At 48.4% G+C, this 20,191-nt stretch carries 17 protein-coding genes; 16 read left to right on the top strand and 1 reads right to left on the bottom strand.

Annotation, left to right across the window (positions count from 1 at the left end):
• The first annotated feature begins 63 nt into the window (after positions 1 to 63).
• From ABZR88_RS13235 to ABZR88_RS13180, 12 genes are all read left to right on the top strand, one after another.
• A complete protein-coding gene (locus ABZR88_RS13235; RefSeq protein WP_281260182.1) occupies positions 64 to 195 on the top strand; it encodes a hypothetical protein in 132 nt (43 codons plus the stop codon).
• Complete coding sequence (locus ABZR88_RS13230; RefSeq protein ID WP_107826875.1) at positions 192 to 1,055, top strand: hypothetical protein; 864 nt, start codon at positions 192 to 194, stop codon at positions 1,053 to 1,055. The genes ABZR88_RS13235 and ABZR88_RS13230 overlap by 4 nt, the downstream gene beginning before the upstream one ends.
• A gap of 243 nt (positions 1,056 to 1,298) precedes the next feature.
• Positions 1,299 to 2,045, top strand: coding sequence for an NUDIX domain-containing protein (locus tag ABZR88_RS13225; protein ID WP_107826876.1), 747 nt, complete (start codon positions 1,299 to 1,301; stop codon positions 2,043 to 2,045).
• A 106-nt stretch (positions 2,046 to 2,151) separates the two neighbouring features.
• Positions 2,152 to 3,834, top strand: coding sequence for a GMC oxidoreductase (locus ABZR88_RS13220; RefSeq protein ID WP_107826877.1), 1,683 nt, complete (start codon positions 2,152 to 2,154; stop codon positions 3,832 to 3,834).
• A gap of 24 nt (positions 3,835 to 3,858) precedes the next feature.
• Entirely contained in the window at positions 3,859 to 4,428 is a 570-nt protein-coding gene (locus ABZR88_RS13215; protein WP_107826878.1) for a gluconate 2-dehydrogenase subunit 3 family protein, read from the top strand.
• Positions 4,429 to 4,462: 34 nt separating this feature from the next.
• Positions 4,463 to 5,614 carry a Gfo/Idh/MocA family protein gene (locus ABZR88_RS13210; protein WP_245916983.1) on the top strand — a complete coding sequence of 384 codons (1,152 nt, stop codon included), beginning with the start codon at positions 4,463 to 4,465 and terminating at the stop codon, positions 5,612 to 5,614.
• 4 nt (positions 5,615 to 5,618) lie between these two features.
• A complete protein-coding gene (locus ABZR88_RS13205; protein WP_107826880.1) occupies positions 5,619 to 6,671 on the top strand; it encodes a sugar phosphate isomerase/epimerase in 1,053 nt (350 codons plus the stop codon).
• A gap of 8 nt (positions 6,672 to 6,679) precedes the next feature.
• Positions 6,680 to 7,084 (top strand): c-type cytochrome, encoded by a 405-nt coding sequence (locus ABZR88_RS13200; protein WP_107826881.1) that lies wholly within the window; start codon positions 6,680 to 6,682, stop codon positions 7,082 to 7,084.
• A gap of 167 nt (positions 7,085 to 7,251) precedes the next feature.
• Positions 7,252 to 8,499, top strand: a complete 1,248-nt coding sequence (locus tag ABZR88_RS13195) for a nucleoside permease (protein ID WP_107826882.1) — start codon at positions 7,252 to 7,254, stop codon at positions 8,497 to 8,499.
• A 12-nt stretch (positions 8,500 to 8,511) separates the two neighbouring features.
• A complete protein-coding gene (locus ABZR88_RS13190; RefSeq protein ID WP_107826883.1) occupies positions 8,512 to 9,399 on the top strand; it encodes a hydroxypyruvate isomerase family protein in 888 nt (295 codons plus the stop codon).
• A gap of 14 nt (positions 9,400 to 9,413) precedes the next feature.
• Complete coding sequence (locus tag ABZR88_RS13185) at positions 9,414 to 10,286, top strand: sugar phosphate isomerase/epimerase (protein WP_107826884.1); 873 nt, start codon at positions 9,414 to 9,416, stop codon at positions 10,284 to 10,286.
• Between the two features lie 11 nt (positions 10,287 to 10,297).
• Positions 10,298 to 11,077, top strand: a complete 780-nt coding sequence (locus ABZR88_RS13180; RefSeq protein ID WP_107826885.1) for a DUF1080 domain-containing protein — start codon at positions 10,298 to 10,300, stop codon at positions 11,075 to 11,077.
• A 98-nt stretch (positions 11,078 to 11,175) separates the two neighbouring features.
• On the opposite strand, the gene ABZR88_RS13175 is transcribed toward ABZR88_RS13180, so the two are convergent.
• Positions 11,176 to 12,378, bottom strand: a complete 1,203-nt coding sequence (locus ABZR88_RS13175; RefSeq protein ID WP_107826886.1) for a multidrug effflux MFS transporter — start codon at positions 12,376 to 12,378, stop codon at positions 11,176 to 11,178.
• 83 nt (positions 12,379 to 12,461) lie between these two features.
• Between ABZR88_RS13175 and ABZR88_RS13170 the strand changes: the two genes are divergently transcribed.
• From ABZR88_RS13170 to ABZR88_RS13155, 4 genes are all read left to right on the top strand, one after another.
• A complete protein-coding gene (locus ABZR88_RS13170) occupies positions 12,462 to 13,334 on the top strand; it encodes a helix-turn-helix domain-containing protein (RefSeq protein WP_107826887.1) in 873 nt (290 codons plus the stop codon).
• A gap of 355 nt (positions 13,335 to 13,689) precedes the next feature.
• A complete protein-coding gene (locus ABZR88_RS13165; RefSeq protein WP_107826888.1) occupies positions 13,690 to 16,806 on the top strand; it encodes a TonB-dependent receptor in 3,117 nt (1,038 codons plus the stop codon).
• A gap of 10 nt (positions 16,807 to 16,816) precedes the next feature.
• Positions 16,817 to 18,220, top strand: a complete 1,404-nt coding sequence (locus ABZR88_RS13160; RefSeq protein WP_107826889.1) for a RagB/SusD family nutrient uptake outer membrane protein — start codon at positions 16,817 to 16,819, stop codon at positions 18,218 to 18,220.
• A gap of 16 nt (positions 18,221 to 18,236) precedes the next feature.
• Positions 18,237 to 20,177 carry an SMP-30/gluconolaconase/LRE-like region family protein gene (locus ABZR88_RS13155; protein ID WP_146166463.1) on the top strand — a complete coding sequence of 647 codons (1,941 nt, stop codon included), beginning with the start codon at positions 18,237 to 18,239 and terminating at the stop codon, positions 20,175 to 20,177.
• Positions 20,178 to 20,191: the final 14 nt, after the last annotated feature.

The following is a 20,191-nucleotide window of genomic DNA, read 5'->3' as shown; positions in this document are numbered from 1 at the left end:
TCTATATTCAATATAGATCTGCTTTTTAGCTGATTAAACTCATTAAACCTAAAAACCATACAAATGACAAAGAACAACGAACAGGAAACGGTGTCAACCGAAGCGGCCCCAAAATCAGCTGACGTAAAACGCTTACCACGCAAAAAGAAAAAACAAGTGGGCCGCGCATCTAAAAGCGGAAAAACGGGCGGATGATTGAGCTGATCAGGCAGCTCATTTTAGCTGAAGTAAAATTAGACCGGCAGATTGTAAACCATATTTGTAATCAGGCCAATGCCAAACCCCATTACGATAGTGTATACCGGCTAACCTATAATCAGGCTGATCCAAAAGTGGAAGATCTGATTTTACTGATGCAGGATCATGATCTGGCATCCGGTAAGAAAATTATGGAAATCATGGCCGGTAATGGTTTTGAAAGCCAGGTGCTGAAAAACGCGTTTCCGGGGAATGAGTATACTTGTCTGGACCATTCGGCGTACTTCTCGCCGATAAGCGGATTGGCTTATTGTACGGCCGACTGTACTGATGCCAGTTATAAGCACCCTGATCAACAGGATCTGGTGTTTATTGGCGGTGCAAATGCTTCTATGTGCATGCTGCTTACCTTGAAAGAGTTGCTCCGGTTGGCGGTTTTTCTTCAGCATAATGTACGCCTGGGTGGCATTGCTGTACTTTCTTATTTTGAGGAGAATTGCAATGCCACTAACTTTATCATCGATTACTCCGTCAAAGAAATAAAGAATGATTACGAAGGCTATAATGGCCTGTATGCCCATTGGTTCAGCGCAGTGAAATGTGATGTAGAAACGCAATTGCACCATTATTATGACCTGGTGGCCGTAAGCGGAGATGACGAACTTACCACTGGCAGTACCTATAAAGAAATCAGTTATCACGACCGTCCATTTATTACCAGAAGCTGGCAATCGGCTATCGTAACGGAAGTTATGAATGCTGCCGGTTTTAAATACGTTGGCAATAAATGGAACCCGGATACACGGTTTATGCCATTTCAGAAAGTTAAGTGCCTGGAAAGTATCAGCTTTCTGTAATTAAAACTATCCTGCACTTCCGCCAGTTAATTACCCTGGTAATGTAACCATCCTGGTTATGTTAAAGAGTTTGATCGTATTCAGAAACAGCGTTTTGGGCCAGCGGTTGGCGAAGGCCAAACTAAGCAGGTATATTAACAGTTAATTGTTGCAGGCCGGGCGGTGAATATCTTGCCAATTAAATTGAAGATTGCTTTTCATCGGGTAATTGGTAAATATTAAAATTATCGTCTTATTTGCAACATGAGTCACTTAGACCTGTTTGAACGAGCCAGCGAACTGGCTTATAGATCATGTCTCCCGCATGTTTCTATAGATTGCGCTGTGTTTGGTTTTCACGAGTCGTCGCTCAAGGTGCTATTGCTCAAAATGAAGGGCTTTGATAAGTGGGGCTTGCCGGGAGGGTACGTAAAGAAAGACGAAAACCTCGACGCTGCAGCCTACCGTATCCTCAAAGCACGTACCGGTGCATCAAATATCTACCTGGAACAATTCAGGGTGTTTGGCCAGACAGGCCGCTCTGAACATGAACTGGCGCACTGGCCTGAACATCTTTGGCAGAAACAGCGTTTCATCTCTACAGGTTATTACGCCCTGGTTGATTATACCACAATTATCCCTGTGGTTGACCGCATTTCTGAACAATGCGAATGGAAAGATATTGATGACCTGCCCGATCTGATGATGGATCACCAGGATATTCTGCACTCGGCGCTCACTGCTTTACGCCGCAATATTCATTATAGCCCCATTGGTTTAAACCTGTTGCCCAAAGCGTTTACTATGCCTCAGCTACAAAAACTCTATGAGCTGATACTGGGCAAGAAACTCCATCGCGGTAATTTTCAACGCAAAATGCACGGATTTGATATTCTGGTGAAAGAGGATATTGTGCCCGTAAAAACCTCACACCGCCCGCCAATCTACTACAGTTTTGATATCGAGAAGTATAATAATGCCCTCAAATACGGTTTAAGGCAGGAATGGTAACATGTTGCTGAATAATTTGGAAAATTGACAAGTAATTGTAGCTTTGTCTCTTAATGAGACAATTGCTAAAGTCTCATCGACCAGTTATTAAACCAATATCCCTTTTATGGCAACTAATACCTATGATGCAATTGTGATAGGCTCTGGAATTTCTGGCGGGTGGGCCGCTAAGGAATTGACCGAAAAAGGCCTTAAAACACTTATGCTGGAGCGTGGCCGCAATATTGAGCATATTAAAGATTATGTAAATGCCAATAAAGCGCCATGGGAGTTTCCGCACCGCGGAGGGCGTACCCAGCAGATGATCAAAGATTACCCGGTTCTGAAGCGCGATTATCCGCTCAATGAAACCAATCTTGATTACTGGGTGAACGAGAAAGAAAGCCCTTATACAGAAGTTAAACGTTTCGACTGGTTTAGAGGATACCATGTTGGCGGTCGTTCGCTGATGTGGGGCCGTCAGAGCTATCGCCTGGCCGATGTTGACTTTGAAGCCAACCTGAAAGATGGCATTGCAGTAGATTGGCCTATTCGTTATCAAGATCTGGCCCCTTGGTATAGCTACGTTGAACGCTTTGCAGGCATCTCCGGAAATAAAGATGGTCTGGCTATTCTTCCCGATGGTGATTTTATGCCACCCATGGAGATGAACGTGGTAGAAAAAGATGTAGCCGCCCGTATTAAAGCGCACTACCAAGGTCAAAGACCGATGATTATTGGTCGTACGGCTAATATTACCGTTCCGCATAACAATCGTACTAATTGTCAATATCGTAATAAATGCTGGTTGGGTTGTCCGTTCGGAGCATACTTCAGCACGCAGTCGGCCACGTTGCCGGCGGCTTTGGCAACCGGCAATTTAACGCTGCGTCCGTGGTCAATTGTTACCCGTATATTGTATGATAAGGATACCAAAAAAGCAAAAGGTGTTGAAGTACTGGATGCCGAGAACAACAAAACATACGAGTACTACGCTAAGGTAATCTTCCTGAACGCTTCAACCATGAACTCTGCATGGGTGCTGATGAACTCTGCCACCGATGTATGGCCTGATGGTTTAGGCAGCAGCAGCGGCCAACTGGGCCACAACCTGATGGACCACCACCTAAACGTAGGCGCCGGTGGCAGGGTTGAAGGTTTTGAAGATAAATACATTTATGGCCGCCGTGCCAATGGTATCTACGTCCCTCGTTTCCGTAATCTGAACGGCGAGCATCGCGATTACATTCGCGGTTTTGGTTATCAAGGCAGCGCCGGAAGAGGGGGCTGGGGGCATGAAATTGCAGAGATGGCCAGCATTGGCGGCGCTTATAAAGATGCCATTTCAGAACCAGGTGGCTGGAATATGGGCCTGGGCGGCTTTGGCGAAACACTGCCATACCATGATAACCGTGTATTTCTGGATAAAACCAGGAAAGACAAATGGGGCCTGCCTGTTCTGGCGGTTGATGCCACCATACGCGATAACGAGATTAAAATGCGCATGGATATGGCTAATGATGCTAAGGAAATGCTGGAAGCAGCCGGCGTTAAGGATGTAAAAACTTATAATGAACCTGCAATACTTGGTCGCGGGATACACGAGATGGGCACCGCACGTATGGGCCGCGATCCGAAAACATCGGTACTGAATGAGTGGAACCAGGTTTGGGATGCAAAAAACGTATTTGTGACCGATGGCTCTGCCATGACCTCAAGCGCGTGTCAGAACCCGTCGCTCACCTATATGGCGCTTACCGCCCGCGCAGCTAACCATGCTGTGGAGGAGTTAAAGAAAATGAACATCTGATAATTTTCATCGATACATTTAACAATGAACAGAAGAGAAGCTATTGAACGCGTGGCCCTGCTGATGGGTGGCGCAATTATAGGCGGCGAATTTTTCCTGTCGGGATGCCAGTCAGCAGGTGCAAAAAATGTAAGTGGTTTGTTTGAGCCCGATCAGCAGCATTTTTTAGGTGAAGTAGCCGAAACGATCTTGCCCAAAACCTCAACCCCGGGCGCCAAAGAAGCCGGAGTTGCACAGTTTATGGCGGTAATGGTACGCGATTGCTACCAGCCGTCAGACCAGGATATTTTCCTGGATGGCATCAAAAAGCTGGACGAAGCCTCTTTGAAATTATCAGGTAAGAAATTCCTGGAAGCAGATCAGGCTAAACGTACGGAGTTGCTTATTAATCTTGATAAAGAACAGGAAGCATATACCAAAAACAAAAAGAAAGAAGATCCGAATCATTATTTCAGAATGATGAAGCAGCTCACCTTGCTGGGATATTTTACCTCTGAACTAGGCGCAACCAAAGCATTACGTTATTTGCCGGTTCCCGGTAAGTATGATGGTAACTATCCATATAAAAAAGGAGATAAAGCCTGGGCTTTATAAGCAGCTAAAGCCTTAAAATTTTCCATATTATTCTATGAAACTAAGATTAGGGATGATTGGCGGGGGCCAGGGGGCGTTTATTGGCGCCGTACACCGCATTGCTTCGCGCATAGATAACGAATACCAATTGGTTTGCGGGGCCTTCAGCAGTGATGCGGAGCGTTCCAGGGCCAGCGGTCTGCTGCTGGATCTGCCGGCTCAACGTTGCTATGCTTCGTGGCAACAAATGCTGGAGCAAGAGCAAGCTTTACCGGCGCATGAGCGTGTGCAGGTCATCTGTATTGTAACACCAAACCACCTACATTTTGAGCCTGCTAAGCAAGCCATGCTGGCCGGTTTTGATGTGATTTTGGATAAACCGATGACTTTCTCTCTGGTCGAAGCTAAGGAACTGCAGAAAGTAGTTGAAGAAACCGGCCGGTTATTTTGCCTAACGCACACCTATACCGGGTACCCAATGGTAAAAGAAGCACGCCAGTTGGTAAAAAGCGGTAAGTTGGGTGAGATCAGAAAAGTATATGTAGAGTATCCACAGGGCTGGTTAAGCACTTTTGTAGAAGGTACGAATAATAAACAAGCTACCTGGCGTACAGATCCGGCCAAAAGCGGTATAGCTGGTGCCATGGGCGATATTGGTATCCATGCTTTCAACCTGGCCGAATACGTAAGCGGCGTTGAAGTAACCCAGCTTTGTGCCGATATCAACACGGTGGTAAAAGGCCGCAGACTGGATGATGACGGTGCCGCTCTGCTCAGATTCAGCAACGGTGCCAGTGGCGTGTTAATAGCTACCCAGGTTGCCGCGGGCGAAGAAAACAAAGTAAAAGTACGTGTGTATGGCGAAAACGGCGGCCTGGAATGGCAACAGGAAGATGCCAATACCCTGCTGGTAAAATGGGCCAATAAGCCTGCCGAAATATGGCGCACCGGCGGCGGTTACACCAGTAGTTTTGCTGCCCACAATACCCGCACGCCATCCGGTCACCCAGAGGGGTATTTGGAAGCTTTTGCCAACCTGTACCGCAATTTTGCGCTGCATGTAAAAGCCAGACAGGCCGGCGAAACACCATCGCCTGAGGTGCTGGATTACCCTGGCATTAAAGAGGGAGTGCGCGGCATGGCATTTATTGAAAACGTTATTGCTTCCGGAAAATCAACCCAAAAGTGGACCGATTTTATCATTTAAATCTATGAGAACAATTAAAGGACCGGCCATTTTTTTAGCCCAGTTTATAGGCTCTGAGGCTCCATTTAACAGCCTCGATGCAATTTGTAAATGGGCCAAAGATTTAGGTTATAAAGCCATCCAGATTCCAACTACCGATCCTCGTTTTATCGATCTGCAAAAAGCGGCTGAAAGTAAAACTTATGCTGATGAACTGAAAGGCTTGGTAAACAGCCACGGATTAGAAATTAGCGAACTATCCACCCATTTACAAGGGCAACTGGTTGCGGTGCATCCGGCTTATGATCAGCTCTTTGATGGTTTTGCGCCGCAGGCTTTGCATGGCAATCCCAAAGCGCGTCAGGAGTGGGCCGTGCAGCAACTAAAGTATGCCGCCAGGGCATCACAAAACCTGGGATTGAATGCCCATGCTACCTTTAGCGGTGCATTGCTTTGGCCCATGGTGTACGCCTGGCCACAGCGCCCTGCGGGTTTGGTGGAAACCGGCTTTACAGAGCTGGCAGATCGGTGGAGACCAATCCTGGATGTGTTTGACGAAAACGGTGTAGACCTGTGCTATGAGATCCACCCGGGCGAGGATCTGCACGATGGTATCAGCTACGAAATGTTTTTGGAAAAGGTTAATCATCATCCAAGAGCTTGTCTGCTGTATGATCCATCGCACTTTGTATTGCAATGCCTGGACTATCTGGAGTATATCGATATCTATCACGAGCGGATTAAGATGTTCCATGTAAAGGATGCAGAATTTAATCCTACTGGTCGGCAGGGTGTTTATGGTGGCTACCAGGGTTGGGTAGATCGTGCTGGCCGTTTCCGCTCTCTGGGCGATGGTCAGGTTGATTTTAAATCGATATTCAGTAAGTTAACGCAGTATAATTTTAGCGGCTGGGCCGTGCTGGAATGGGAGTGCGCCCTGAAGCACCCGGAAGATGGCGCACGCGAAGGCGCCCAATTTATTAAAGACCATATTATTAGGGTAACAGAACGTGCGTTTGACGATTTTGCATCACCGGGTACAGGTCAATCATTCAACAAAAAGATATTAGGAATATAATCATCATCATGAAAAAAATCAATTTGATAGTTTTAGTAGCAGCAGGTGTATTGGGTTTGGCAGCATGCGGCGGCGGTAGCAACAGTGCATCAACAGATGCCGCATCTACCACAAATCAATCAGCCGCCGTGGGCACTGAAAGTGTAGCCAATGCACCAAAATCTAAGGGCGAAGGTTTAATGGCCAGTTCAGATTGCGGTACCTGCCACAAGCCAGATGTGAAACTGGTTGGTCCGGCGTTTAAAGATATCGCCGCAAAATATGATCAGTCAGACGCTACCGTAGCCAAGCTGGCCGATAAGATTATTAAAGGCGGTAGCGGTAGCTGGGGCGACGTAGCCATGTCACCACACGGCGGCCTGAGCGAAGATGACGCAAAGGAAATGGCAAAATATATCCTGTCGGTCAAGTAAGTTTAGAAAAACTGTCATCACGATAAACGGGAGCTATCTTTTCAAAGCAATGAGATGGGATGCATTGCTGAAGAGATGGCTCATTACCGATCGGGATGACACATGATAACGGAGAGGCGTTATCACCATAAGACAACCAAAACCAAATAAATCAATAAACCAAACAGATGAGCGGTATTATCAGAACTAAACTGTCTGTAATGATGTTCCTGGAGTTTTTTATCTGGGGTGCCTGGTTTGTAACCATGGGTACCTACTTAGGCAAATCATTACAAGCATCGGGCACGCAAATTGGCACCGCCTATGCCACGCAATCATTAGGAGCTATTATTGCGCCGTTTATTATCGGCCTCATTGCCGATAAATATTTCCCGGCACAAAAAATATTAGGCATACTGCACCTGGCAGGTGGCGGCTTGCTATGGTATGGCACCACGGTGAGCAACTTTGAGGGCTTTTACCCAATTATATTGCTGTACATGATTATTTATATGCCTACGCTGGCACTGGTAAATTCGGTGTCGTTTAAGCAGATGGCTAACCCAAATAAAGAGTTTCCGCCAATCAGGTTTTTTGGTACACTGGGCTGGATCATTGCCGGTACCATTATTGGTAAACTGGCCTGGGAGCAAAACAACACACTGGTGCTAACTTTCAAGATGGCTGCGGTTGCATCAATCGCTTTGGGTTTATTGAGCTTTACCTTGCCAGATACACCGCCGGCAAAAAAAGGTCAGAAAACCACTTTTTCGGAGGTTATCGGTTTAGAATCTATAGGTCTGCTAAAAAACAGATCCTATCTTACTTTCTTCCTGGCATCTGTTGCCATTTGTGTGCCGCTGGCGTTTTACTACAATTTTACTAATCCGTTCTTAAACGAGGTGGGTATGAAAGAAGCCGCTTTCAAGCAATCGTGGGGGCAGTGGTCTGAGCTGATCTTTATGGCGGCTATGCCTTTGTTCTTTGTGCGTTTGGGCGTTAAGAAAATGCTGGCTATTGGCATGTTAACCTGGGTGGTGAGATATGTGTGCTTTGCCTATGGCAATGGCGATGCCAATTACTGGATGCTGATTGCCGGTATTGTAATTCACGGGGTATGTTATGATTTCTTCTTTGTAACCGGCCAATTGTATACCGATAACCTGGCCGGCGAGCGTTTCAAAAGTGCTGCACAGGGCTTCATTACCCTGGCTACCTATGGCGTTGGTATGTTGATGGGATCATATATTTCTGGTCCGATTGTAGACAGCCACAAAACTGCAGCAGGGCACGATTGGCAAGCTATCTGGCTAATTCCAGCCGGTATTGCCCTGGGGGTTCTAGTGCTATTCCTGCTTTTCTTCCGCGATAAAAACGCAATTGAAACCCGTCCGGGGCTGGATATTGAAGAACCATCGGCGGCAGTTCAAATTTAAATAATCACCAGTATGTCACATCAAAACAGAAGAACAGCTATAAAAAACATGGTAACCGGTTCTGCCGCTGTGGTGGGTGCCGGGGCGCTATCGGCCTTTACAATCGATGAGCCTAAAGAGCATATAAATGCCGCATTGAAAGGAAACATCAACCACTCGGTTAGTCCGTGGTGTTATAGGCCGTTAACGCTGGATGAACTTTGCCTGGTCTCCAAACAAATTGGCATTAAAGGCATCGATCTTTGCGGCCCGGCCGATTGGCCTACGCTGCAAAAGCACGGTATGCACTCGCCGATGTGTAACGGTGCAGAGATTAATCTGACGGATGGTTTCAATGATCCGAAATTCCATGCCACGCTGCAAAAGAATTATGCTAACCTTATTCCGCAGGTAGCCCAAAATGGTTATACCAACCTCATCTGCTTCAGCGGAAGCCGCAGGGGTAAAGATGATGAGACCGGCTGGCGCAACTGTGTTGAAGGCCTGAAGCCATTGGTAGAACTGGCCGAAAAGCACAAAGTAGTTCTATGTATGGAGCTACTAAACAGCAAGGTTGATCATAAAGATTACCAATGCGACCGCGTGGAGTGGGGCGTTGAACTTTGTAAACGTTTAGGCTCAGAGAACTTTAAGTTATTGTATGATATCTATCACATGCAAATTATGGAAGGCGATATCATCAGAAATATAAAAACCTATCACCAGTATATTGCGCATTACCATACTGGCGGTATACCGGGGCGTAATGAGATTGACGATACGCAGGAGCTTTACTATCCGGCTGTTATGAAAGCTATTGTAAGCACCGGTTTTAAAGGCTATGTAGGCCAGGAATTTGTGCCGAAAAACACAGACAAAATTGCATCGCTTAAAGCAGCTATCCGCATTTGCGATGTTTAAACCAAACATAAACAATGACAAACAGAAGAGAATTTTTAACACAGGCAGGTATGCTGGGCGCTGGTTTAATGCTGGCTCCGCAACTATTGTCTGCTAAAACCAATGCCGTGGCCGGATTACAATTATATACCCTGCGCGATCAATTGCCAAAAGATGTAAAAGGCGTTATTGCCAAAGTAGCCGAAGCCGGTTACAAAGAGGTAGAAGTATTTGGCTACAGCAAAGACAAAGGTTTTTGGGGCTTAAGTGCCGTAGAGTTTAAAAAATTGCTGGATCAGCACGGATTAAAATCGCCAAGCGGTCATTACGGTATGGATCAGTTATTGGCTGATGGTACATTTACCGAACTGGACGATGCCATTGCTGCGGCTAAAATGCTGGGTCATCAGTATGTAACGATGCCGTATGTTAACGCCAAATTTCGTCGCACAGCTGCCGATGTTGAAAAGCTGATTGCTAAAATTAATATAGCCGCAGAGCGCATTCATCAGGCGGGTCTGAAAATGGCTTATCATAACCACGATTTTGAGTTTACGGAGATTGAAGGCGTTCCATTATACAGCTCGCTGCTCAAAGGCGCCAACCCTAAGCTGGTTGATTTTGAAATGGATCTGTACTGGGTAGTACGTGCAGGACAAGATCCGGTTAAATTATTCGATGCGCATCCGGGCCGGTTCACCATGGTACACGTAAAGGATATGGACAAACAAGATCCTAAGCTTAACACCGAAGTTGGCTCAGGCAGCATCAATTTCCAGCAAATATTGGCCAAAGCCAAAGTGGCCGGTATTAAGCATTATATTGTTGAGCAGGAGAATTTTAAGATTGATCCGTATGTCAGTATACAGCAAAGCAGCAAATATTTACGAACCGTATTATTAGCCTAAGCAAGCTGACTATGAAAAGAATAACTTCACTAGTTTGTTTACTGCTGGTTGCCCGTTGTTTCAGCTACGCGCAGGAGGCCGCCAAGCCAGAAGATACCGAAGTATGGAAGCCGGTACCGCCAAAAGTTGAGCCGGTTAGATATGAGAAAATTAGCCCGCCAGCAGATGCGGTGGTATTGTTTGACGGTAAAAATCTGGACGAATGGGTTGCTGTTGCAGATCGTAACAAACCAGCTGGCTGGACAGTAAGCGGCGGTGTGCTCACCGTTAATAAATCTGCCGGAAATATTGAAACCAAACGCTCTTTTGGCAGCTACCAGTTGCATATAGAGTGGCGCATCCCCGCTAATATTACCGGCGAGGGACAAGCCCGTGGTAACAGCGGTTTGTTTTTGGCTTCAACAGGTAAAGGCGATGCCGGTTACGAATTGCAGATTGTTGATACCTACGAGAACAAAACCTACGTTAACGGCATGGCAGGCAGCATCTACAAGCAATTTGCACCGTTGGCTAACCCGGCACGCAAAGCCGGCGAATGGCAAACGTATGATATTAGCTGGAAAGCGCCAACGTTTGATGCCAGTGGTAAAGCAACCAGCCCGGCACGGGTAACGGTGTGGTTTAACGGTATACTGGTTCAGAACAACGTAGAACTGCTTGGGCCAACCAGATACATTGGCAAAGCAACCTATGATGTTGCTCATGGCCCGTCGCCAATTAAACTGCAGGCTCATGGCGATAAGAGCGAACCTATCAGCTTCCGCAATATCTGGATCAGACCGGTTGAATAACTTTTAATACGCAGAAGCCGGGAGTTTAAGATAACCTTTGCTGTCATCCAGCGGGATATTAAAGGTATTCCGCTGGATAACACCTGGGTTAGATAAAATCAGCTCACAGCCAGAGCCGTCCTTTGCGCCCGCTTTCTGCCCGCCAGTAACAGGAAGCTAATCAGTGTACAACCGAACATCACCACCGGCATGATGAGCGTAGTACCGTTATTAAAAAAGCTCACCAGCCACGAAGCCGCAACACCCGCAATCATCTGTGAGCTGCCCAGTACCGCAGACGCCCGGCCGGCGGCAGCGGTAAATGGCGCAAGTGCCAGGGCGGTGGTATTAGGGTTGATAAAACCAATCCAAAACAGGAAAAAGAAGATAAAAGCCAGCGTAATTGCGGGCCCGGCAATGCCTGCCCAGGTAACTAGCAGCAGTCCCAGGCCTGTCAGAAAAAGCAGGGCGCACGCTACTCGAACAACCGTAGCGCTGGTGTATTTTCTGAGCGCCAGACGATTGAGCTGACTGCCGGCAATCAGTCCGCAGGCGTTCAGGGCAAATGCCCAGCCATAGGCCGTATCAGAAAACCCGAATTTTTGCATGAATACAAAGGGCGAGCCCGCAATGTAGGCATACATACCGGCATAACTAATGCCGCCCGCCAGCGTATACTTCAGGAAGGTTGGGTTACGCAGCACCGCCAGGTAAGCTGCCGAGATATTGCCCGGCTTCAGCGATACCCGCTTGTCTGCCGTTTTGGTTTCCGGTAAAATCAACCATACCCCGGGTATTAAAAGTGCTCCAATCAACGCCATAGTGCCAAACACCCAGCGCCAGCCCAGCCAACTGCCAATAAGGCCGCCAATGGTTGGGGCAATTACCGGTGCTATCCCCATCACCAGTACCAGAAGCGATAATACTCCGGCCATTTCTTCGGGCGGATACAAATCACGTACTATAGCCCGCGCAGCCACCATGCCCACGCAACCGCCCAGCGCCATGAACAGGCGAACACCAATGAGCAAATTAATACCACCGGCCAGGGCGCAGCACAGCCCGGCTGCCAGGTAAATCAGCAGCCCGGCCAGCAGCGGCTTTTTCCGCCCGAAGCGGTCAATCAGAATTCCGTAGATCAATTGTCCCACACATAATCCGGCATAATAGCTGGTTAGCGAATAGCCCACCCGGGCAATATTGGTATGCAATGCCGCCGCAATAGCCGGAAATGCCGGTAGGTACATATCAATTGAAAAGGGGCTGAGGGCGATCAGCATGCCCAGCACCACGATGATCAGGGTTCCTGGTCGTTTATTCATTGTCGATTATTTTTTATACAAATTTCGGGCAGTAATGAACCATAAATAGCTTATTTTTTGACATCTTAGGATACAAACCGAACATGAGCCAAAAGAGAACAACGACCATTGGGAAATTTGAAGGGCTGTATGGCGACCGGCAGGCCCGCTCTGACCGCGACTATCTGTTTGCCGAACGGCTTGAAACCCGCAGCAAACAATTTGGCTGGCAGATTGAGCCGCACACGCATCCCGGTATTATGCAGATTTTCCTGGTAACAACGGGGGAAGTTGAATTACAGGAAGCCGGGGAGGTGAGCAGGTTAGCGGCCCCTTGTCTGCTGGTAATACCCGCTACCCATTTGCACGGCTTCAAATTCAGCGAACAATCGGGTGGGTATATTGTCAGCCTTTCTGATATACTGTTTGCTTCACTCTGGAAAGATGTGCCCGTACTCACAGCCATGGCTGGTCAGCTGATCCGGATCACAGAATTTTCTGCCACTTATTCATCCGATCGCATCAGCAGCATGATGGAAGCTATTACTATTGAACAGGAAATCCACGATGCCCGGCAGCAACTTATGCTGACCGCCTGTTTGCAACAATTGTTTCTGGCCATTTACCGCCTGATACCGCCAGTAAAGACCGAAAGCACCGCCTTGGGCACTGGTCATATGATCCGATTGCAGCAGTTGATCAGGGAAAGTGAAGGGCAGATCAGTGTTGAACAACTGGCCGGCGCTCTGCATTTGTCGGCCCCTCACCTGAACCGCTTGTGCCGGAAAGCCACCGGGCGCTCCGTTAGCGGCCTCATTAATGATTACCTGGTAACCGAAGCCAGAAAGTACCTGAGCTATACCAATCTCACCATCGCCCAGATTGCTTACCGGCTGCATTTTGAGTATCCCAACTATTTTGCCCGTTTCTTTAAGCAGCATACCGGTCAAACACCGGGCGACTATCGGAAAAAATGAAAAACAGTTAAGCTTATGAAAAATATACATATTGTTGATATTCAGTTTATTAGTGTTTGTCTCAATTGTGCATGTAAACGCCCGTGTTTGCACGCGGCACTTTGCATTCACTAGTGATATGTTTGTTTTGACGATTCACCGTAGTCCGTTGGCGCCAGTTGCAAATGGCACCTGCAGAGCGGGAGCGTTAACCAATTATCCTGCTGTTTTTTCTGAAGCCCTCGCTAACGGACGTGCATGCCGTTCCAGAGTAACCGGGGTGGAAGGACAGACGGTCAATAACAAATGAGAACCAAGATGCTGCCGCTGATCACCTGATCTGCGACAGCACCAATCAGACCAATTGAGATCAATTATGAAATTACTTTTACAGTATGCTAAGTACAGGCAATGTACGCTTCGTATTTGTACGGTACCTGCGGTAATCAGCTGCCTGGCATTGGGTATGACCACTGTGCCGGCTATGGCCTCGGCAGCGGTGCGCAGCCACCAACTTTACCGGCAAGATCAGGTAGTTACCGGTACGGTCACCTCTAAAGGTGAGCCCATGCCCGGTGTTACCGTTACGGTTAAAGGAACCACCAGAGCAACAACAACTAACAAGGAGGGCCAGTTCAGCATTAAATTAAATAACGCTAATGATGTGCTGGTATTCAGTATGGTAGGTTTCGGTCGGCAGGAAGTTGCCGTGGGCAACCGCACAACGCTGACCGTGGAGCTTTCTGAAACATCCAGTTCTTTGAACGAAGTGGTTGTGGTGGGTTACGGCTCACAGATCCGTAAAAACCTCACTTCGTCAATCGCTTCCGTAAAAGGCGAGGAAATTGCACGCGTGCCGGTAACTAATCTGGATGCAGCTATCCAGGGCAAAGTGGCCGGTGTGCAGGTGGTGCAGAACTCCGGTGCTCCCGGCGATGAAACCTATATCCGTATTCGCGGTAACGGCTCGTTGTTTGGCGAGAACCGCCCGCTGTATGTTATTGACGGTGTGCCGATGAACAACATTCCGGCTGGCGTGTCGCCATTAGGGGGCGACGGACAGCGCATTACCGCCACCAATGATATCAACCCGAATGATATTGAATCGATAGACGTTTTGAAAGATGCCGCAGCCACGGCTATTTACGGCTCGCGTGCAGCAGCCGGTGTGATCCTGATCACAACCAAGAAGGGTAAAGAGGGCAGGGCCCGTTTTAACTTTAACGGCTATACCGGTGTATCTGAAATTACGAAACGATTGCCTTTATTAAACGGCGACCAATATGTCGACCTGATCACCCAGGAGCGTGCCAACGCTGGCCTGGCGGTAGATCCAACCATCACTAAAACAGGTATCAACACCAACTGGCAGGACGCCATTTTTAAAAGTGCGCCCATTTCAGAGTATAACATGTCGGTTTCCGGCGGTACTAAAGACATCAGTCATTACTTATCTGTCGGCTACCTTGATCAAACCGGTACCATTGTAGGGCAGCAGCACTTTAGCCGTATTAACGGCCGTATCAACCTCGACTATAAAGCCACCAGCAACCTGCGCATCGGTTTTAGCATGAATGGCACTTACTCGCTCAACCACCGTATTGATAACAGCTTTTCGGGGCAGTCGGTATTGGCCAATGCGTTGATCTATAATCCCAACTATCCGGTTTATAATGCCGATGGTAGCTATTATTACGATGCTAACCGTCGGGCTACCAACCCGGTTATGCTGGCTAACGAGTTGCGGTTTGTATCTATCGTGAACCGTTATGTGGGCAACATTTATGGCGAGTACAGCATTTTGCCTAACCTGAAGTTCAAGACCAGCTTTGGTATGGATAACCAGGGCATTCAGGACGACCGCTATCAAAGCACCCAGGTTAATAACCAGAGCGCTGCCACCGGTGCTGCCGATTTCTTTACCCAAATGCTGTGGCTTAACGAAAATACGCTGACCTACACACCCAAGCTATCCGGCGGACACGTGCTTTCTGGCGTTATCGGTGAAAGTACGCAGGTTACCAGCATCCGCAGAATTGGAGCTGCCGGCAACACCAGTGCTACCGATCTGATCGAAGCCGTAACCGGTTTTACTAACCGTACAGAAGCCAGTGATTATAGGTCCAAATCAGGGCTGTTGTCTTATTTCGGTCGCGTAAATTATAGTTTTAAAGACCGCTACCTGGTACAACTTGCCGGACGTATTGATGGCTCGTCCCGTTTTGGCGCTAATCAGAAATATGGTTTCTTCCCCACTATTTCCGGCGGCTGGAGAATCAGTAACGAGGAATTTATGAAAAATCAGCACGCGGTGAGCGACCTGAAACTGCGGGCCAGTATAGGTACCTCGGGCAGCCAGGAAGGTTTAGGCAACGATTTCCCGTCGCTGGCCACCTATGCTACTGCGGTGAATTATGGTACAGAAGCAGGTATTGCTGCGTCGGCACTCTCCAACAAAGATTTAAGCTGGGAAGCTACCACGCAAACCAACCTGGGTTTAGACCTGTCGCTGTTTGACAGTCGCGTTAATCTGACCGTAGATGCTTATCTAAAACAAACCAACCGCCTCATCTTCAAGCTAGATCTGCCTTATACTTCGGGTTTTGCGCGTACCAACGGTGCTAACATTGGCAAGCTGCAAAACAAAGGTATAGATATAGCGCTGAGTACCGATAACATCCGCGGCAAGTTCCGTTGGTCTACCAACTATAACATGTCGTTCAATCGTACCAAGATCACCGATCTGCCCCAACTGGTAATTGGCGATCCTACCAGCTCTGATTTTACCGAGAGTTTGCCAGGTTTATATGGTACCACTTTGCCAACCAGTATTTACCGCGTAGGCGAGGCCGTTGGTTCGTTTTTCGGTTATAAAAGCTCTGGCGTTAACCCGACGACCGGTAATATGGTTTACCAGGATACCAACGGCGATGGCAAAATTAACGCTGCCGACCGTGTGATTATCGGTAACGCCCTGCCCAAGTTTACAGGTGGCTTTACCAATACCTTTAGCTACAAAGGTTTTGATCTGAGTGTTTTCCTTTATTTCTCTTACGGCAATCAGGTTTATAACCAAACCCGTGCCATTCTGGAGCGCATGGCCGGCTATAACAACGGCGACGTGAAAACCTTACAATACTGGACACCAACCAACACCACTACCGATGTGCCTAAACCCATGTTTAATGACCCGGTTGTCACTAATAGTTTGACCAATGGTGAGATGTCGTCGCGTTGGGTGGAGGATGGTTCGTTCATTCGCCTGAAAAACATCACGCTGAATTATAACCTGCCGGCTACATTCTTGAAACGCTTGCATATTCAAAGCGCTAAAGTGTTCATCAGCGGGCAAAACCTGGCGCTGTGGACCCATTACTCGGGCTATGATCCGGAAGCACAGAACCAGTCTGTAAAAAACTCCCAGTTGGGGATCGATTATGCTGTGCAGCCACAGCCGCGCACGCTGAGCGCAGGTTTTAATGTAAGTTTCTAATCAAAGCATCATGAAAAAGATTTCAATTACACTCCTTATAGCCGCGTTTTTATTTAACTCCTGTACCAAGGTGCTCGATCAGGTGCCGCAGGATAAAATAACCGAGCAGAATTTCTACAAATCATCAGGCGATGCAGAAGCGGCCGCGGTAGGTATTTATGATGCCGCCCAAGCCCTTTCTACCCAGGCGCCGGTAGCTTTTGACGCCGCGTCTGATCTGGCCACGGCCCAGCTGATCAACTTCAGCCCGTTCTCGCAACATGGCATCACGGTAGACAATGCAACCGTTGCCCTGTACTGGCAAAACAACTACGTGGGTATTGGCCGTTGTAATGACGTGCTGAAAAATGTGCCCGGTATTGACGCCAACCTGTTCATCGCCGGACAAAAAGAACGCATCCTGGGCGAGGCCTATTTTATGCGCGCCTACTTCTACTTTAACCTGCTGAAAGCGTTTGGCGGTGTGCCGCTGGTAACGGTTCCTTACTCTTCGTTTAATGACGATTTTACCATTGCCCGCTCCAGCAGCGATCAAACCTATGACCAGATCATTGCCGATCTTAAACTGGCAGAAACCAATCTGCCGGTTAGCTATCCCAACAATGTAGATACCCGCGGTCGTGCCACGCAGGGTGGTGCTAAAGCATTGATGGCTAAGGTGTACCTGGCTAGAAAGGATTATACCAATGCTGCTGCTAAAGCCCTGGAGGTGATGAATAATACCACCTACACACTGGTGAGTGGCCAAACCGGTTATACCAATATGTTCAATCCTGCATCAAAAAACAGTACCGAATCTATTTTTGAGATCCAGTATGTCAGCTCCTCTAGCGAGGGCAATGGCACTTACAGCTACTATGTGCCTACACCAGCACCGGCAGGTACGCAGGGCAGCAGCTACCAGATTGTGCCAACCAGCAAGATCATCAACGCATTTGAAACCGGCGATATCCGCAAGGCGGTATCCATCACCATGAGTCCGGCTACTATACCGGTACCGTTTGTGGGTAAATACATCCGCCTGACCAGCGGTCTGGATGCCAACATTATTGTGATGCGCCTGGCTGATATTATCCTGGTGCGCGCCGAAGCCCTCAACGAGTTAGGGCAAACTGCCGATGCCACGGCCGCGCTGAACATCATTCGCCGCAGGGCCTTCGGGTTGCCGCTGACCACAACATCTGTGCGTGATTTTCCGAGCGCCAATGATGTGGCTAACAATTATGATCTCCGGCTGGCTATTGAAAACGAGCGTATGAAAGAGCTTTGTTTTGAAGGACATCGTTTTCACGATTTGGTACGTACCGGCCGCGCGGCGGCCGTGCTGGGCATCACAACAAACCAGACGCTGTGGCCTATTCCACTGCGCGAAACAGGCCGTAACCCTAAACTACAGCAAAACCCGGGCTACTAACCAAAACTAAATACCTATGACAAGAAAATTAATCTATGCCCTGATGGTTGGCATGGCCGGCTTCAGTCTGGGCTGTGCTAAAAAAACGATGGTTGCAGATACCGCAAAAATCGGTACGGCAAAAGACCCTCAGCTAAAGGTTGAGGTAAGCGCGGGCACCTACACCGTAACCTGGGTGGGTAATACGTTTCCAGACGTTAATGCACATGTGGGTAATGCAGCGCGGTCTATGTGGGTGTCTCCCGGCGGCATCGTTTATACCGCTTCCAGCTGGGATGAAAAGAGCCGGAATATTGGTGTCTACCAAAACGGCAACACCATCGGTTCTATGGGGGGGACCAAGGACTCGCAGGGCACAGCCATTACCGGCGACACGACCTACATCTACACCGCGCAGCAGGCACCAAACGCGGGTTATATTGGCCGGTACAATCGCGCCAGCAAAACACGCGACTTGCTCTTCAAAGCCAGCAACGGCACCGGCGACGCCATCAAGGGGTTGGTGATTAACGGCAGCGAGCTTTTTGTGAGTGATTTTTACGGCAACCGGATCGGCGTTTATAACAGCGCCGGTACGCTGCTGCGCGAGTGGACGGTGACCGAACCCGGCGCCATCACTATTGATGCGCAGCAGAACCTTTGGGTAGCGCAGATGAGCACCGGACAGGTAAAGCAATACAGCCTGACCGGGGTTGCCGGGCCGGTTATTCAATTGGCCACAACCTCGCGTCCGTCGGCATTGTATTGTGATCAGGCAGCGGGGTTGCTTTATATTGGCGACCAGGGGCCCGATCAAAACATCAAGATTTATAATAACCTGAGTACAACACCAGTTCAGCAGTCAACCTTTGGGATAACTGGTGGCTATTTGGATGAAACCACCGGCATTCGCGGGCAGGCTGGCGACAAGCGCTTTACGCGTGTAGTAGGCATCGGTAAAGACAATGCCGGTAAGCTGTATGTATTGAATAATCCCTGGGGTGGCTCATGGGATGTGGGCCGTAACGGTGTGACTGATTTGCATTGTTACAACGGCAGCGGTTCGCTTTTATGGACCTTGCAAGCGCTGAACTTTGAAGGTAACGCAGCGGCTGATTCTGGTACCGATGGCGCCGATTTCTATAGTGGTAACATTATGTACACCTACAGCGGTACAGATGGCGGTCGTTTTAAAGCCAATACCATTGATCCGTTCCGTTATCCGTCAGATCCGCGCATCAACCTGGGCGATCCTTCCAGAGGCCTGCACTTCGGGCATTTTGCCAGCGTGGGCGGTAAGAAGATCTTATTTGCCTGCGGACAAAACCCGGATGCACTGTACAGTTTCTATTTTAACCGTAACACGGATGGCTTTATCGGCATCCCCGGCGATTCGTTTACACTGCTCAGAAACGGCTTCTGCCTGGACTCACTGGGAAATGTTTGGACATCCAAAGATAAAACAGACGCAATCCAGTATTATGAGCTAACCGGCTTCAGTGCCACCGGCAAGCCCATTTGGGCAGCCCCGGTAAGCACGCCGGTGCCCGACAGCATTAAACACCTCAACCGCCTGGAATACCTGCCCAAGAGCGACCGGATGATCCTGGCCGGTGGTAATACCGACTGGACACTGATTGGAAACCGCGTTGAAGTATATGAGGGCTGGAAAGCCGGAAACCACACTGCACCAAACGTTGTTTTTCATTTAACACGTGCACAGGCCAAATCAATGAGCGCCGCCGGAGACTTCCTGTTTGTGGGTTACTATGCCATACCAAATGTTGACGTGTTCGATCTGCGTACCGGTGCGCTGGTGACCACCATGACCACCAATAATAACGTTTATGTAGGTAATGACTGCGACTCGATGTACGGCATTAAAGCCTACCGCAAATCAAACGGGCAATACCTGGTTACCAAAGACGACTATAATGCCAATAAAGTAGTACTTTACCAGTGGACGCCCGGCCAGTGATCAATTTTAACTGT

Source organism: Mucilaginibacter yixingensis (assembly GCF_041080815.1).
Taxonomy (GTDB): domain Bacteria; phylum Bacteroidota; class Bacteroidia; order Sphingobacteriales; family Sphingobacteriaceae; genus Mucilaginibacter; species Mucilaginibacter yixingensis.
Note: the sequence above shows the minus strand (reverse complement) of the source record. Positions and strands in the feature narration are given on the sequence as shown.

Coding starts and splice junctions, on each gene's coding strand:
- ABZR88_RS13235 (WP_281260182.1), top strand. CDS start 64: ATGACAAAGAACAACGAACAGGAAACGGTGTCAACCGAAGCGGCCCCA.
- ABZR88_RS13230 (WP_107826875.1), top strand. CDS start 192: ATGATTGAGCTGATCAGGCAGCTCATTTTAGCTGAAGTAAAATTAGAC.
- ABZR88_RS13225 (WP_107826876.1), top strand. CDS start 1,299: ATGAGTCACTTAGACCTGTTTGAACGAGCCAGCGAACTGGCTTATAGA.
- ABZR88_RS13220 (WP_107826877.1), top strand. CDS start 2,152: ATGGCAACTAATACCTATGATGCAATTGTGATAGGCTCTGGAATTTCT.
- ABZR88_RS13215 (WP_107826878.1), top strand. CDS start 3,859: ATGAACAGAAGAGAAGCTATTGAACGCGTGGCCCTGCTGATGGGTGGC.
- ABZR88_RS13210 (WP_245916983.1), top strand. CDS start 4,463: ATGAAACTAAGATTAGGGATGATTGGCGGGGGCCAGGGGGCGTTTATT.
- ABZR88_RS13205 (WP_107826880.1), top strand. CDS start 5,619: ATGAGAACAATTAAAGGACCGGCCATTTTTTTAGCCCAGTTTATAGGC.
- ABZR88_RS13200 (WP_107826881.1), top strand. CDS start 6,680: ATGAAAAAAATCAATTTGATAGTTTTAGTAGCAGCAGGTGTATTGGGT.
- ABZR88_RS13195 (WP_107826882.1), top strand. CDS start 7,252: ATGAGCGGTATTATCAGAACTAAACTGTCTGTAATGATGTTCCTGGAG.
- ABZR88_RS13190 (WP_107826883.1), top strand. CDS start 8,512: ATGTCACATCAAAACAGAAGAACAGCTATAAAAAACATGGTAACCGGT.
- ABZR88_RS13185 (WP_107826884.1), top strand. CDS start 9,414: ATGACAAACAGAAGAGAATTTTTAACACAGGCAGGTATGCTGGGCGCT.
- ABZR88_RS13180 (WP_107826885.1), top strand. CDS start 10,298: ATGAAAAGAATAACTTCACTAGTTTGTTTACTGCTGGTTGCCCGTTGT.
- ABZR88_RS13175 (WP_107826886.1), bottom strand. CDS start 12,378: ATGAATAAACGACCAGGAACCCTGATCATCGTGGTGCTGGGCATGCTG.
- ABZR88_RS13170 (WP_107826887.1), top strand. CDS start 12,462: ATGAGCCAAAAGAGAACAACGACCATTGGGAAATTTGAAGGGCTGTAT.
- ABZR88_RS13165 (WP_107826888.1), top strand. CDS start 13,690: ATGAAATTACTTTTACAGTATGCTAAGTACAGGCAATGTACGCTTCGT.
- ABZR88_RS13160 (WP_107826889.1), top strand. CDS start 16,817: ATGAAAAAGATTTCAATTACACTCCTTATAGCCGCGTTTTTATTTAAC.
- ABZR88_RS13155 (WP_146166463.1), top strand. CDS start 18,237: ATGACAAGAAAATTAATCTATGCCCTGATGGTTGGCATGGCCGGCTTC.